13 protein-coding genes are annotated in these 15,418 nt (G+C 37.3%); 8 read left to right on the top strand and 5 right to left on the bottom strand.

The features are described 5' to 3' along the window. The first annotated feature begins 106 nt into the window (after positions 1-106). From AACU98_RS00680 to AACU98_RS00660, 5 genes are all read left to right on the top strand, one after another. Positions 107-505, top strand: a complete 399-nt coding sequence (locus AACU98_RS00680; protein ID WP_004242719.1) for an MAPEG family protein — start codon at positions 107-109, stop codon at positions 503-505. Positions 506-689: 184 nt separating this feature from the next. Continuing rightward, positions 690-1,439 carry a carboxy-S-adenosyl-L-methionine synthase CmoA gene (gene cmoA, locus AACU98_RS00675; RefSeq protein ID WP_004242718.1) on the top strand — a complete coding sequence of 250 codons (750 nt, stop codon included), beginning with the start codon at positions 690-692 and terminating at the stop codon, positions 1,437-1,439. Positions 1,440-1,441: 2 nt separating this feature from the next. Next, entirely contained in the window at positions 1,442-2,416 is a 975-nt protein-coding gene (cmoB, locus tag AACU98_RS00670; RefSeq protein WP_049218777.1) for a tRNA 5-methoxyuridine(34)/uridine 5-oxyacetic acid(34) synthase CmoB, read from the top strand. Between the two features lie 337 nt (positions 2,417-2,753). Further along, entirely contained in the window at positions 2,754-4,316 is a 1,563-nt protein-coding gene (locus AACU98_RS00665) for an ATP-binding cassette domain-containing protein (RefSeq protein WP_161734667.1), read from the top strand. 354 nt (positions 4,317-4,670) lie between these two features. After that, on the top strand, positions 4,671-6,260 hold the full coding sequence (locus tag AACU98_RS00660) for a phosphodiester glycosidase family protein (protein ID WP_004242712.1): 1,590 nt from the start codon (positions 4,671-4,673) through the stop codon (positions 6,258-6,260). A 55-nt stretch (positions 6,261-6,315) separates the two neighbouring features. On the opposite strand, the gene cutC is transcribed toward AACU98_RS00660, so the two are convergent. Together cutC and AACU98_RS00650 are read right to left on the bottom strand one after the other, a co-directional pair. Then, entirely contained in the window at positions 6,316-7,068 is a 753-nt protein-coding gene (cutC, locus tag AACU98_RS00655) for a copper homeostasis protein CutC (RefSeq protein WP_004242710.1), read from the bottom strand. Between the two features lie 166 nt (positions 7,069-7,234). After that, the gene (locus tag AACU98_RS00650) at positions 7,235-7,789 is read right to left on the bottom strand and encodes a VOC family protein (RefSeq protein ID WP_004242708.1); all 555 of its coding nucleotides are present in this window, start codon (positions 7,787-7,789) and stop codon (positions 7,235-7,237) included. A 172-nt stretch (positions 7,790-7,961) separates the two neighbouring features. On the opposite strand from AACU98_RS00650, the gene argS reads away from it, so the two are divergent. Next, positions 7,962-9,692, top strand: coding sequence for an arginine--tRNA ligase (gene argS / locus AACU98_RS00645; protein ID WP_012367856.1), 1,731 nt, complete (start codon positions 7,962-7,964; stop codon positions 9,690-9,692). 148 nt (positions 9,693-9,840) lie between these two features. Here argS and AACU98_RS00640 read toward each other — a convergent pair whose 3' ends face one another. The 3 genes from AACU98_RS00640 to rimJ all read right to left on the bottom strand — a co-directional run bounded on the left by AACU98_RS00640 (position 9,841) and on the right by rimJ (position 13,440). Next, positions 9,841-10,113 carry a hypothetical protein gene (locus tag AACU98_RS00640; protein WP_004247976.1) on the bottom strand — a complete coding sequence of 91 codons (273 nt, stop codon included), beginning with the start codon at positions 10,111-10,113 and terminating at the stop codon, positions 9,841-9,843. A 1,039-nt stretch (positions 10,114-11,152) separates the two neighbouring features. After that, positions 11,153-12,688 (bottom strand): murein biosynthesis integral membrane protein MurJ, encoded by a 1,536-nt coding sequence (gene murJ, locus AACU98_RS00635; RefSeq protein ID WP_004242702.1) that lies wholly within the window; start codon positions 12,686-12,688, stop codon positions 11,153-11,155. A gap of 170 nt (positions 12,689-12,858) precedes the next feature. Beyond that, on the bottom strand, positions 12,859-13,440 hold the full coding sequence (rimJ, locus tag AACU98_RS00630; protein ID WP_004251376.1) for a ribosomal protein S5-alanine N-acetyltransferase: 582 nt from the start codon (positions 13,438-13,440) through the stop codon (positions 12,859-12,861). A gap of 194 nt (positions 13,441-13,634) precedes the next feature. Between rimJ and mdtH the strand changes: the two genes are divergently transcribed. Then, positions 13,635-14,837 (top strand): multidrug efflux MFS transporter MdtH, encoded by a 1,203-nt coding sequence (mdtH, locus tag AACU98_RS00625; RefSeq protein WP_004242700.1) that lies wholly within the window; start codon positions 13,635-13,637, stop codon positions 14,835-14,837. A gap of 41 nt (positions 14,838-14,878) precedes the next feature. Further along, on the top strand, positions 14,879-15,418 hold a 540-nt coding region (locus tag AACU98_RS00620), incomplete at its 3' end, for a lipoprotein (protein ID WP_161734664.1).

Raw genomic sequence — 15,418 nt, 5'->3', positions numbered from 1 at the left:
CTAATCCCCAAATAATTAATTAATAATAATTATTTATAGCGACATAAATCGCTTTGAGGTTTATCATTAAATTCGCCGTTTTTTTAGTTTTGGCAATGGAGAAAAGATGGTTAGCTCGCTTTATATCGTATTGGGCGCACTATTATTGATTAAATTGTCCCTAAATGTTGTAAAACTTAGAACACAATATCGAGTTGCATACGGTGATGGTGGTTTTTATGAGTTACAAACCGCTATTCGCGTCCATGGTAATGCAGTGGAATACATCCCTATTTCTATGATTTTATTACTTATCATGGAAATGAATGGCGCCTTTGTTTGGATGGTACATATTTGTGGCTCCATTTTAATAGCCGGTCGTCTTCTTCACTCTTACGGGTTGAAACACCGCGAGATACGCTGGCGTCGCTCTGGTATGGCCGCAACCTATTTATCAATGGTCTTAATGATCCTTGCTAATATTTACTTCCTTCCTTGGATACAAATTTTTTCCTTCTACTATTAATACCACAAGGAAAATATGATCATCCATGATCACAATAGACATCCTTGCTGTTGAGTCTAATAACGGCAAGGTATCGAAAAGGTTTACCTGTTTTTCTAATTTATTTCTAAATAATGCAACTTTGTGAGCAACGTCGCTTCTGGTAGAATACCCGCTTCTTTTATTCTTTAAGTCTATTTTAGTTATGTCTAATTCAAAATCAGCACCACAAGACAACTTATTTGCGACACCTATTGCTAATCTTGGTGACTGGCGCTTTGATGAAAAAGTCGCTGAAGTGTTTCCTGATATGATCAAACGCTCAGTGCCCGGTTACTCCAATATTATTTCCATGATAGGCATGTTAGCGGGTCGTTTTGTCACCCCTCATAGCCAAGTTTATGACTTAGGATGTTCGTTAGGTGCTGCTACCCTTTCTATGCGTCGTAATATCGATGTAGCGGGATGTAAAATTATTGGTGTTGATAATTCACCTGCGATGGTTGAGCGTTGTCAACGTCATATTGATGCTTATAAAGCAGCAACACCCGTTGAAATTATTGAAGGCGATATCCTTGATATTGACATTAATAATGCCTCAATGGTTGTCCTTAATTTCACCTTACAATTTTTAGCCCCTGATAATCGCCAAAGATTATTAAATCGAATTTACCAAGGGTTAAATCCTGGTGGGGTTTTAGTGTTATCAGAAAAATTCAGTTTTCAAGATAAACAAATTGGTGAATTACTGTTTAATATGCACCACGACTTTAAACGTGCTAATGGCTACAGTGAATTAGAGATTAGTCAAAAACGTAGTATGTTAGAAAATGTGATGCTCACTGATCCTGTTGAAACACATAAATCACGCTTACATCAAGCAGGTTTTCCTCATGCTGAAGTTTGGTTCCAATGTTTTAATTTTGGCTCTCTGTTAGCCATCAAAGGCGAATAATCATGATAAATTTTAGCTCATTTTATCAACATATTGCGCAAGATGAACGGTTATTTCATTGGCTTGATACGCTGCCGGCACAATTATCAGAATGGCGCGCCCATGCTTTACATGGCCATTTTGCTTCATGGGAAAGAATGCTGGAAAACTTACCTGAGATTACGCCCTCTGAACTTAATTTAAAGCAAGGCGTTATCGCCAATAAAACCCCAGCATTAAGTACCGGTGAACAACTTGGTTTAACGAATATTCTAAAAGCGTTAATGCCATGGCGCAAAGGCCCTTTTTCTCTTTATGGTGTCAATATTGATACTGAATGGCGTTCAGATTGGAAATGGGATCGCGTATTGCCCCATCTTTCGCCTCTTAAAGGCCGATTAGTTTTAGATGTTGGTTGTGGCAGTGGTTATCATATGTGGCGAATGCTTGGTGAAGGGGCTGATTTTGTTGTCGGTATCGATCCCACTCAGCTCTTTTTATGCCAATTTGAAGCAGTCAGAAAATTATTAGGTAACGATCAGCGTGCCCATTTAATTCCTGTCGGCATTGAACAAATGCCAGAACTAAATGCTTTTGATACGGTATTTTCAATGGGGGTTCTTTACCACCGTCGTTCACCACTTGATCATCTTTGGCAATTGAAAAATCAGCTCGTTTCTGGTGGTGAATTAGTATTAGAGAGTCTTGTGATTGATGGTGATGAATTCCAATGTTTAATTCCTGGTGAGCGTTATGCACAGATGCGTAATGTGTACTTTATACCGTCAGCCAAAATGCTCAAAGTATGGTTAGAAAAATGCGGTTTTAAAGATGTACGCATTGTTGATGAAAATGTCACATCACTCGAAGAGCAACGTAAAACGGATTGGATGGTGACTGATTCATTAGAAGCATTCTTAGATCCTCTCGATCACACCAAAACCGTTGAAGGCTATCCAGCGCCTAAACGGGCAATTTTAATTGCGACTAAACCTTAATTAACCACGAGTCATTTCTATAAGAAGGGTATTTATCAATAATACCCTTTTTATAACCTGTTGGTTTTATTTTCTGTTTATATAAAATCCCCGTGTCTATAAACAATAAATTTTATTTGAGTATTGATTAAGGTTTTTTTGTCATTATAATTCTTCATGATTTTATCTTTTTTTCTCTCCAAGAGGTACTTCCCTACAATGAACTAAATTCTGCCAGAAAATTCTCTCAATACCGTTTTGGTATCCATTTTCTGTTACTGGCAGACACTCGTTTATTGCTCTATAAACTCAATTAAGATCATTGCTGTCTGCCACCTATTTTTTAGGAGGCTTAATTATGACGATCGCCTGTCAATTTTCTCAGCTTAATATTGAATTCAATCAAGAAGCGCTTTTCCCACCGCTGACTCATTCACTGGCTTGCCAAAGAAATGCTTTAATTGGTCAGAACGGTAAAGGAAAATCGGTGCTGTTAAAATTGTTAGCACAAAAACTATTGCCTTCATCAGGCCATATCATGTGGCGTATGCCTTTTATTCATGTCGATCAGCTTACTCGCCTAACAGGTAACACCATTGCTGATGCTTTAGGTATAGATACTTTTTTTCAAGCATTTAAACGGGTTGATAACGGCAGTGCTTCATTAGAAGATTTTGAGTTACTTGAAGATAAGTGGCATTTGCCCATGACTTGGCAAAATTTACTTCATTCAGCACAACTGCCGGTTTCACTTGATACACCTATTCCCCACTTAAGTGGTGGTGAGCAAACTCGTTTAGCATTATGTCAGGCTTTTTTACATGACGATCATTTTCTATTATTAGATGAACCAGATAACCATCTCGATCATCAAGGTCAGCAATGGCTCGTTGAACAATTAATGCAGCATAAATCGGGTGTATTATTTATTAGCCATAATCGACATTTATTATCTTATGCTGAAAATATATTTGAACTGAGTGAAAAAGGCTTACAAGAATATGGCGGTAATTATTCGCTTTATGAAACACAAAAAAATGCGCAAATAGCCTCAATCGAAGCTGCAAATGAGCGTATCAATAGTCAAATAAAACAGGAAAAACGCCAACAACATGTAACATTACAAAAAGCATTACAGCGACGTAAACAAGGTGAAAAGATAAGAAACAGCGGCTCTCAATCACTGTTACTTCTTGATATGCAAACCAATCGATCTGAGAAAAAACAGTCATCAATAGTTAAACGACATCAGCGCGTTATGGATGATATGCAGTCACAAAAACAACAGTTAGAACAAGAGTTAACTCATATTCATCAGCAAAAATTAATATTAAACTATCAAGGCGATGGCCATCGGTTAAATGTATTTGCCACAGAGCTTGTTTTACCTTTTGGCAAGCAAACTCCCTACTCCTTTTCCGCTTATGGTGGTGAACATTGGCATATACAAGGTAAAAATGGCAGCGGTAAGTCAACCTTATTAAAATGTTTAATGGGCAAGCTATCCCCGTTATCCGGCGAATATCGTCTCAACCCAAATTATTGCTATCTTGATCAACATTTAACTTTATTAGATAAATCATTACCCGTTGCTGAAGCGTTATATCAATATCAGCCATTAATGACCATTGAGCAGTGGCGCACAAAACTGGGTATGTTACGTATTCGAGGTAACAAGTCTTTATTTCCTTTAGGAACACTCAGTGGCGGTGAGCAATTAAAAGCAACACTATTAGCATTAATTTATAGTCCTCAACCCCCTGCCGTTTTATTATTAGATGAACCAGATAATTATTTAGATTTAGACTCTAAACAATTATTGGAAAATTTATTATTTCAATATCAAGGAACATTATTATTAATCTCTCACGATGAAGATTTTGTTAAACAATGTGGTATAACAAATACATTATTACTCTAATAGCAACATACCAAACTAATTAACCCCCACGTTAAAACAGTATAGACGCTAGAAGCAATAAAAAATTTTAGCGTCTTTACTACTAATAATCTTTTTATTTTTACTCTTAACGATAAATATTATTAGCAGTTTCTATTGTTTTATTTTATTTTTTGGATATTTATTTTTAACAGTCTGTTAATTATAAAACTTAACTCAATAAACACTATTTCAATATTATTCTCCACTGTGAGGAATTTTATAATATAAAAAGCAGTAAAACATTTGCTAACTTTAATCTTTAACTTATTCATTATTAATGAGGATCTATTTTAATTTTTATCAAATTATTGTTAGCCAAATGGAGAAAACTTTATGTTAAAACATTATTTATTAGCCATTATTATAGGGTGCAGTATATTTCCTGCCTTCTCTGCCACTGTACCATCAAAGCAAGATAATAGTCCCGCGCCAGCAGCAAAATGGAATTGCTGGGGAAGAAAAGAAGTGAATATGTCTAATCGAAATATCAATAATAAATCGGTCAGTTTAAAGTTAAGTACTGATATTTGTGATAGAAAAGATCTAAGACCATTATTTATCGATGTTTATCTACACAAGATATCCTTTAAAGGGGCGAAATACGATGGGATAACTATTGATATTATCGCCAATGCCACTCATAAATTAACAGGGAAAACACAAGAAATAAGATCAACAGAAAATATTAATAACATAGATGAACATGTGCAGAGATTGCAGTTTAGCGCAGTGCGCTCGGGGGATTATAACGTAGATATAAAACAGATATGGCTTATTTTTAGGGAGCATGGTAAAGCAGTAGGTTCATTTCAGATAACAGGGGATAATGCTCGTAATGGCGAGGCTTATATCGAATCTCATATCACCTATAATGCAATGCTTTCTCTCATTGAGAACGCAAAATCAGAAACGTTAACAACAGGAAAACCAAGTCATATCGTTTTTGGTGGTCATTATGAAATACCAATGAATGCAGGCTCAGGAACCTATACATTAGCCAATAACGGCAATCTACTGATTATTCCTAGGATCCATGAAAAAGAAAAATACCTTATTCCTCATCTATTAGGTGATACTCATCAAGGCGAGGCAGCCCGCTGCGAAGGTAATACAAATGCTAAAACACAGGATGGCACTTCACAGACAGCGGAGCTTTATACCCCAGAACAGGCATGGAACAAACTAGATAAACCGTTAGTGGCTTTAAATGCAAACTATTTTGATGTTCGTCCCCAACTCAATAACACCACTTGGCAGAGTAATCTTTGCTCAGTGCCATTAGGGATATATTACGATAATATCGCGCAAGGGCCCACTCATGGTACTCATAACGAGCCCAATCAGTTTTTTGCAGGGCCTAATTACTTTATCAATAACAATAATGAGCAAATCGCATTAGATGCACTGTTTTGGGTGTTAGATCAAACATCTAGGATAGATATCTACTATAGCAAAAAAGTATCTGATCCTGCGATTGAACTGTATGCTAATGAACTCTCTTTATCAGGATATCACTTTATTGCTATATCAGGATCCGGTTTACCTGTTCGCGGATTAACACCGCTTCCTACCCCTGATTCTGGCGATTCAGAGACAACCCGACTCGCAATGGGTGCCGATGATAACAATAGCCTTATTTATATTTTCCAAGGTGGCAGTTATAGAGAGGGAATAAGCCGCAATGATCTGCATCATTTATATTATGGCCTTAGCATTGCGCAATCTATGGAGTTAGATGGCGGTGGCTCAGCTGCGCTGGCTTTAAAGGCAGATGAATTCACAGTAAGAGGTGATACAAGGCCTGATTCATCTTGTAACGAAGCAGGTTTGTGGTGCTCTTTGATAACACAACCTGACGGAAAACATCGCCCCGTTCCATCTTGGATTGGTCTGGCTATTAATAATCTAGCTATTGGTCAATAAATTTAATAAAGGGAGTGAAACACTATCACTCCCTTTCGATTTATAAAAGATTATATTAATTAACAGATGTTGTATAAATACTCATAATATCCTTCATTGCCCCCACCACATCTTCATCCACACAATAATGGGTAAATTCATCCACTTCGCTGTCTGAACTCATGGTGACCCCCGCTTTACGATAATTCATTGTCGAGGGTGCTTGTTTGCCCGCTGAGCTATGGATCTCTTGTAATCCCGAGTCTAAAAATTTCTGAATATTACTTAAACGAACTCCCGCCCCCGCCATGATAATCGGCCCTTGGGTTTTTTCATTCAGTGTTCTTAATAGAGGTAAGCCTAATTCAGCATTAGCTTGCTGACCTGAAGTTAAAATACGAGCAACACCTAATTGAGTCAGCTGATCTAACGCTAGCAATGGATTAATACACATATCAAAAGCGCGATGAAACGTAATGGCTAAAGGCCCTGCTAATTCCATCAAAATCGCCATTTTAGGTAAATCAATGTGACCTTCTTCATTTAATATACCAACCACAGCACCGGAAAAACCCATATCACGGATCATACTGATATCGTTTTTCATCGCAGCAAAATCGGCTTGGCTATAACAAAAATCACCACCACGCGGACGAATAATAGGATGAACGGGGATACGAACGAGATCTATGACTTGTTTTAATATTCCATAACTCGGTGTTACACCCCCTTCTGACGGGCTTGTACACAGCTCAATTCTATCAGCCCCCGAACGTTCTGCGATCAGTGCGCATTCTGCACCAAAGCAGCAAATCTCCAGTTTTGCCATACCACCCCTCTCTATCCTTAATACAGAAAGCAATTAGAAAATAACGATATTTCTCAGCAACTACTATCAGTAATTGTTAATAATAGTTGTCGAATATCGTTACTCATTCAATTCCAATATCAGAATTTTGTGCTGATACAAGCAATTTATTTTCTAAAAATGTTGTTCAACACTCACTTTCTACAATTTTCAGTAAGGAATATGGGTGATACTTTATGGTAACGATACCATCGGTTATGGCAACGGTTGGATTAGGTAAACGTTCTTTTTCAGCTTTAGGTTCACTTATTTTAATTTTAATCCCTTCAGGTAAAGGATGGGGTAATAATGTCATCACCTTTTCAACTAATTTTTCAGGAGCAACATTTATTACCTGTTCAATATGTTCCCAACCTTGATATTGGTATTTTTTATCTGTTGGATAAGGTAACTCAACAATAGATATTTGCTGGCCTAACAGTGTTAAAGGTGAGGCTAGCTTAAAGAGATAAATAGGTCGCCCATTAATCATATTATCTGAAATACACTCGCCACATTGACTTAAGCCATTACGCCACTGTTCTGCTAACGCCAAATCGTGACAACGTAACGATATATGATCGGTTTGATAAGCATCAAGGTCGAGGGATAGTTTATTCGCCAGTAGAGTTAAATTTTTTGCAAATAGAGGAAGCTCTTGCGTTAAGTTATTTAAGAAAGGAATTGCGGAAAAAAGCACCATGATAAGTAACCTAAGAGAAAAAACAGAGAAAAACCCTTAAAGATAAGGCGCAGATAGTAGCATGTTCTAGCTAGAATATGTTATAAATTCAAGGTTAAATTCATATTCTTTATAAAAACCTGTCTGGCTAATGTCGTCAGGTTTTATTTTCTCAATAATTTAAGGTAACCCGGTGAATATTCAGGCTTTTCTTTCAGAAAAAATCAGTATGGCGATGAGCGCTGCTGGCGCCCCTGCTGATAGCGAACCACTTGTCCGTCAGTCAGCTAAAGTGCAATTTGGTGACTATCAGGCGAATGGTGTCATGGGAGCGGCAAAAAAAATGGGTATCCCACCCCGACAACTCGCAGAAAAAATTCTGGAACACCTTGATATCACAGATATTGCAGATAAAGTTGAAATAGCAGGCCCTGGTTTTATCAATATCTTCTTATCACCCGTTTGGGTTGCACAACAAGCCGAATTCGCATTAGCGGATGAGCACCTTAATATTACCAAGGTAACCCCTGAAACGATTGTGATTGACTACTCATCACCTAACGTTGCAAAGCAAATGCATGTGGGTCACTTGCGTTCAACCATTATTGGTGATGCCAGCGCACGTACTCTCTCTTTTTTAGGTCATAATGTTATTCGCGCTAATCACCTTGGTGATTGGGGTACGCAATTCGGTATGCTGATTGCTTATTTAGAGAAAAAGCAAAATGAAAATGCCGCAGATATGGCATTAGCGGATCTCGAAGAGTTTTACCGTGAAGCTAAAAAATGTTATGACGAAGATGAAGTATTCGCTGAACGTGCCCGTAATTATGTCGTTAGACTACAAGGTGGTGATGAATACTGCCGTACTATGTGGCGCAAGCTTGTCGATATCACAATGCAACAAAATCAGCTAACTTATCAACGCCTTAATGTCACTTTAACCGAAGATGATATTATGGGTGAAAGTCTTTATAACCCAATGCTGCCGGGTATTGTTGCTGATCTTAAAGCAAAAGGTCTTGCTGTTGAAAGTGAAGGCGCTACTGTTGTTTTCCTTGATGAATATAAAAACAAGGAAGGCGAACCAATGGGAGTCATTATCCAGAAAAAAGATGGTGGTTACCTTTATACAACAACGGATATTGCCTGTGCTAAATATCGCCATGAACAATTACATGCAAACCGCGTATTATATTACATCGACTCACGTCAACATCAGCATTTAATGCAAGCTTGGACTATTGTCCGTAAAGCAGGCTATATTCCTGATAGTATGTCACTCGAACACCATATGTTTGGCATGATGTTAGGTAAAGATGGGCGTCCATTTAAAACGCGCTCGGGTGGCACAGTACGTTTAACTGACTTACTCGATGAGGCTCATGAAAGAGCATTAACATTAATTCGCGAAAAAAATCCTGATATGGATGAAGAGGAATTAAATAATATTGCTCGTGTAGTGGGCATTGGTGCTGTTAAATACGCAGATTTATCAAAGAACAGAACCACCGATTATATTTTCGATTGGGATCTGATGTTAAGTTTTGAAGGTAATACTGCACCTTATATGCAATATGCCTATACTCGTGTTGCCTCTATCTTTAAACGTGCAGATATAGATGAAAGCGCATTAACCCAGCCTATCTCATTAACACAGCCTCATGAAAAACAACTGGCACTACGTTTAGTACAGTTTGATGAGACTATCACGCAGGTTGCACGTGAAGGTACACCTCATGTGATGTGTGCATACTTATATGATTTAGCGCAGTCCTTCTCAGGTTTTTACGAGAACTGCCCTATTCTATCGGCCGAAGATGACAATGTACGCCAAAGCCGTCTTAAGCTAGCACGTTTAACAGCAAGAACCTTAAAGCAAGGCTTAGAGACTTTAGGTATTGAAACTGTCGATAGAATGTAATTAAGCCATTATATTTATCTAAAAAAACCGATGGTGAAATCACCATCGGTTTTTCATTATAGAAACTTAATAGATAGAAACTTAATAGCGAGTTGATTAACCGTTACTATCTTAACTAACAATAAACCATGCCTTGATGCTAATATCACTAGTCTTCATTAGCCGTGATCACATCCTCACAGAGAAGACCAGAAACATCTTTAACATCAATCCAGCCATCAACACTGTCTATTGGCTTATCTGGGCTGTATAAGCGCTGATCAACATCTTTTGCCGTAAAGCTGACTTGTTCATTAGTTTTATTAAATACGCCGACACAGTTAACGGGTGTCAGTTGAGAGGTTTTGATTTTTCCATCTGCAGTGCAACCAGCAAGAAATAATGTGGCTAATGATACCGAAAGGATAATGGCCTTTTTCATAATCGCTCCTAAAACACACTTTATTTTTTAGTGTGATAAAATACTCGTTAAATGATTATTTAGTAGTTTTTATTCTACATATTCAACGGTTATAACGCTTGATAGCTTAGTTAATTATAATAAATTAGATAGAAAATAATTTGCGTTATAGAGCTATTAATAGAAAAAATAAAGAAAGGTATTCAAGAATAAGAAAAGAGAGGGAAAAACAGAAAACAAAGACGGGAGAAATGAAAAAACCACTATCAGGTTTTAGACCTAAAATGAGTAGTTATAACTACTTACCAATCACAGATCCAAAATAAATTTCATTATTAACACAATCTACTGTTCACTGCTTATCCCTAGCAATCGCATTATCTATCCGAAGCGCAGACAAAATAGATATGATTGCTTTCAGTAGTACTGAACGATAACAAGCAAATAACTTTACAGTCACTGTTAATCTACCTGAATGAAAAAATAATAATATGTCTCAAATCAAAGAATTCAAATGTTTTAAAATATAGCTCAACATTTTGAAATATTCGTAATATCTCATCATTTAGTAAGAAATATTTAACAGATGTGTCAATTTTTAAACCTAAACAACACAAGAGAGTTTATCTAAAAAAAGATAATTTGTCAAAGCGTAAGTTGCTAGAAAATAGCGTCTATTTTTTTACTTTATGTAAAATATTACTTAAAGTACACAATTTGTCTAAACCCATCACCTTTAAAATATGTTAAGTTTTTCTTATTAATTAACGGTTAAATATGGGCTAATATAGGCAAAAAATGGAGAATTTATTTATTTGACAGAAAAAAAATTAATAAAAAAATAAATATTTATCTCTTGTTTTCCTTCACGACTATTCGCTAGAAAATTTAATCATGTATTTTATTGCGTAAATTACATGGTATAAATGTGATCTAGATAACAATATTTTTTGTCTAAAATAAGAGAAAAACACTAACTATAGGTGATGTTAAATAGTGGTAATAAATAGACAACGCCCCACTTTGTTACACTCAGTGAGGCGCCAGTTTGACAATAAAATTATAATGCGCGTAGAGAAAAATGCTTCGGTCTAAATCCAACAGCATATAAAGTGACAAAATAACTTGCGGCACCAGCTACAACAACAAGTAATAAACGTAAAATACGCATTAGCATATTCCCTTGTTGCCAATCAGGCATCACCCATAGCATGCCGACTAATACAGCACTCATCACAGCTAACGCAATAGCAAGTTTTAATAAAAAGATAGGCCAACCCGCTAATGGTTGATAAATATCTTGTTTACGGATTTGCCAAAATAGCATTCCTGCATTAAAACAAGCGGCTAATCCAATCGAAAGAGCCAGTCCCACATGCTTTAAACTCCCAACAAAAGCAAGGTTCATTAATTGAGTCAAAATAAGCGTTGCAATGGCAATTTTAACCGGGGTTTTAATATCTTGGCGAGAATAAAAGCCCGGTGCTAATATTTTTATAATAATTAACCCCATTAACCCAATGCAATACGCCACTAATGCTTGTTGAGTCATTAGAGCATCATGCCCATTAAAATTACCATATTGAAATAACGAAATGGTTAAAGGGCCTGATAATAAAGCCAAACCCAAGGTACAAGGTAAAGCCAATAAAAAACAAAGCCTTAATCCCCAATCCATTAATTTCTGATATTCTTGTGTGTTGCCGCTGGCAAAACTTTTAGATAATGAAGGTAATAGAATTGTTCCTAATGCCACCCCTAACACACCAGTAGGAAGTTCCATTAGGCGATCGGCGTAATACATCCAAGAGACTGAGCCAGACACCAAGAATGAGGCAAAAATAGTATTGATGATCAGCGAAATTTGGCTGACAGAAACCCCTAAAATAGCGGGTCCCATCAATTTAATAACACGCCACACTCCGCTATTTTTAAACGAGATCCGCGGTAATACCAACATCCCTATTTTTTTCAGATGCGGAAGTTGATACCCCAACTGTAAAATTCCTCCTGCTAAAACAGCCCAAGCAAGCGCCATAATAGGTGGATCACAATAAGGAGCAACAACGAGAGCAAAAAAGATCATACTCACGTTTAACAACGTAGGTGCAAAAGCTGGAACAGAAAAGCGATTCCAAGTATTTAAAATAGACCCTGTTAATGATGCTAATGAAATTAATAAAATATAGGGAAAGGTGATTTTCAATAGATCCGTTGTGAGTTGGAATTTATCCGCTGAATCAGCAAAACCGGGTGCCGTAATATAAATAACCCACGGTGCGGCAACTATCCCTATTACTGTGACAATCGCTAAGATCAACGTCAGCATTCCCGATACATAAGCAATAAAGGTACGAGTTGCCTCTTCTCCCTGTTGACTTTTATACTCAGCTAAAATAGGAACAAATGCCTGTGAAAATGCGCCTTCGGCAAAAATGCGTCGCAATAGATTAGGTAGTTTAAAAGCAACAAAAAAAGCATCGGTTGCCATACCTGCGCCAAAAATACGCGCAATAATCGCATCACGAATAAAGCCCAGTACTCGTGAAAACATCGTCATCGAACTCACTGCAGCCAGTGATTTAAGTAAATTCATAGTTCATTCTAGTGTTTGTTGTGGTAAGGAATAAAAAGAAAGAGACTATACTCCGTCTCTCACACTGAAAAATCAATCATCAACTTGCTAGGAATACACTTAACTGTTTTTTTGATCAAAAAATAGTTCACCTTAGTCAAAAAACTCAATATGTTAATGTATATTCGCCATTATCCTTTGGGAAAAGGACGAGTTGTTAATGCGGTAAGTACATGATCACGCCATTCTTGATTTATCTGCAGATAATTTTTAGCGTAACCTTCTCGTTCAAAGCCATGTTTAGCCAATAAATTACCACTGCGTAAATTATGAGGCATATAATTTGCCATAATACGATGCATTCCTTGTTGACGTTGCATAAAGCGTAATGTTTCATGCAATGCTTCTGACATATAGCCTTGCCCTTGCCACTTCTCACCGACTGAATAACCTAAAAAGCAGGCATTAAAAGCACCACGCATGACATTGCTGTAATTAGCGACCCCAATGACTTCATCTTCTTTTGGCGTCAATAATAGAAAATGAAAAGCACTCTCTTGGCGATGCAATTCATTTATATAAAGTAAGCGGTGCTCCCACCCTGAAGGTAAATAGTGCGATTTATCTCTTACTGGCTCCCAAGGGATCAAGAAATGGCGGTTTAGTGTATAGTAATTAGCTAACTTCTCTGCATCTCTTTCATAAGCTAAGCGAACGATCATTCTTTTCGTTTCAAAACGAACTTTAGGGATCCCACTACGATAACCAAACATATCAGTCCTGTTGTATTTTTGATTAATCTTATTCTGAAGTAATCCTACTATTTCTAGCATTATCATCAATAAAAAAATATCATCTATAATAAGCTATCAATTAATAAAATTAACAGACAGAATAGATAAACAAAGCTCTGTCTTTGCCCTCCCTTTTATTTATTTTAAATCATTTGTTTAACTTATGGTGAATAATGGCACTGGTAACACAAGCTCGCACCTTAGGGAAATACTTTCTCCTCCTTGACAATATGCTGGTTGTTTTAGGATTTTTTGTCGTATTCCCTTTAATATCAATTCGGTTTGTTGAGCAACTAGGCTGGGCGGGTGTGATTGTCGGCTTTGCCCTTGGGTTAAGACAACTTGTACAGCAAGGCTTAGGCATTTTTGGCGGTGCCATCGCAGACCGATTTGGTGCTAAGCCGATGATTATTACCGGTATGCTATTACGTGCTCTTGGCTTTGCATTAATGGCTTTAGCGGATGAACCTTGGATCCTTTGGTTATCTTGTATTTTATCTGCACTCGGTGGCACTTTATTTGATCCGCCAAGAACTGCCCTCGTGATAAAATTAACTCGCCCTTATGAACGGGGTCGGTTTTATTCTTTATTATTAATGCAAGATAGTGCGGGTGCCGTTATTGGGGCTTTAATTGGCAGTTGGTTACTCCTTTATGATTTCCATTTAGTTTGTTGGGTTGGCGCTGGCGTATTCGTTCTTGCGGCTATTTTTAATGCTTGGTTACTACCTGCCTATCGTATATCAACCACGAGAACACCGATAAAAGAAGGGCTAAAACGCGTTATTCTTGATAAACGTTTTGTTCAGTATGTTCTTACTCTTACGGGATACTTTGTACTGTCGGTACAAGTTATGCTGATGTTTCCGATTGTTGTTAATGAAATTGCCGGCACCCCTAGCGCAGTAAAATGGATGTATGCGATTGAAGCTTTATTATCATTAACACTGCTTTACCCTATTGCCCGTTGGAGTGAAAAACATTTTCGCCTAGAACAACGCTTAATGGCAGGTTTATTTCTGATGAGTATCAGTATGTTTCCTGTGGGGATCACCCACTCATTACATGCCATATTTCTTATTATCACCCTATTTTACCTAGGTACTATTACCGCAGAGCCTGCTCGAGAAACATTAAGTGCCTCTTTAGCAGATCCTCGTGCTCGAGGCAGTTATATGGGTTTTAGTCGATTAGGGTTAGCTTTTGGTGGCGCGATTGGCTATACCGGAGGGGGATGGATGTATGATATTGGCAAACAACTTGAACTGCCTGAACTACCTTGGTTTTTATTAGGCTCAATAGGATTTATCACCCTTTACGCACTACATCGACAATTTAATCGTAAAAAAATTGAAACAGCCATGCTTACCCCATAGAGATCAGGTACACTTAGCGTGTTTACCATCAAGGAGTGTGTATGAAAGCTATTTTTTTGACTGCTTTATTTGTATTAACTAGTTTAGTGACTGGCTGTGATCAAATCAGACAATTTGATGTCAGTGAAAAAGTAATTAATGACTATCTGAGTCAAAAATCGGGATTACAAAAACACATTGGGGAAGACGGTGTTGTTTCTGCCGATATCACATTAAGTGATTTAGCGATCCAAATTGGTCGTACTGAGCCTGGAAAAGTGAGCTTTTCTGGTAGTGCTTCTCTTAAAATTGATTCTTTGTTTGGCAAAACTGGCGCGAATGTGAATTTAACTTTATCAGGCCAGCCCTTTTATCAAGCAGAGCTTGGGGCGATATATATCAAGTCAATGAAAATTGATAGCTATAAAGTGTCTCCTGAAAAAATGGAGCCAGTTGTAATGGCATTAAAACCTTACTTAGATACGACTATTGCGACTTATTTTGATAATCAGCCTGTTTATGTGCTCAACCCTGAAAAAAATAGTGCAGAAGCGGCTGCCTTTAAATTAGCAAAAGGGATTGAAGTTAAACCGGGTAAGTTT

Source organism: Proteus sp. G4380 (assembly GCF_963885725.1).
Lineage (GTDB): Bacteria > Pseudomonadota > Gammaproteobacteria > Enterobacterales > Enterobacteriaceae > Proteus > Proteus mirabilis.
This window is presented reverse-complemented; position numbering and strand designations above follow the sequence as displayed.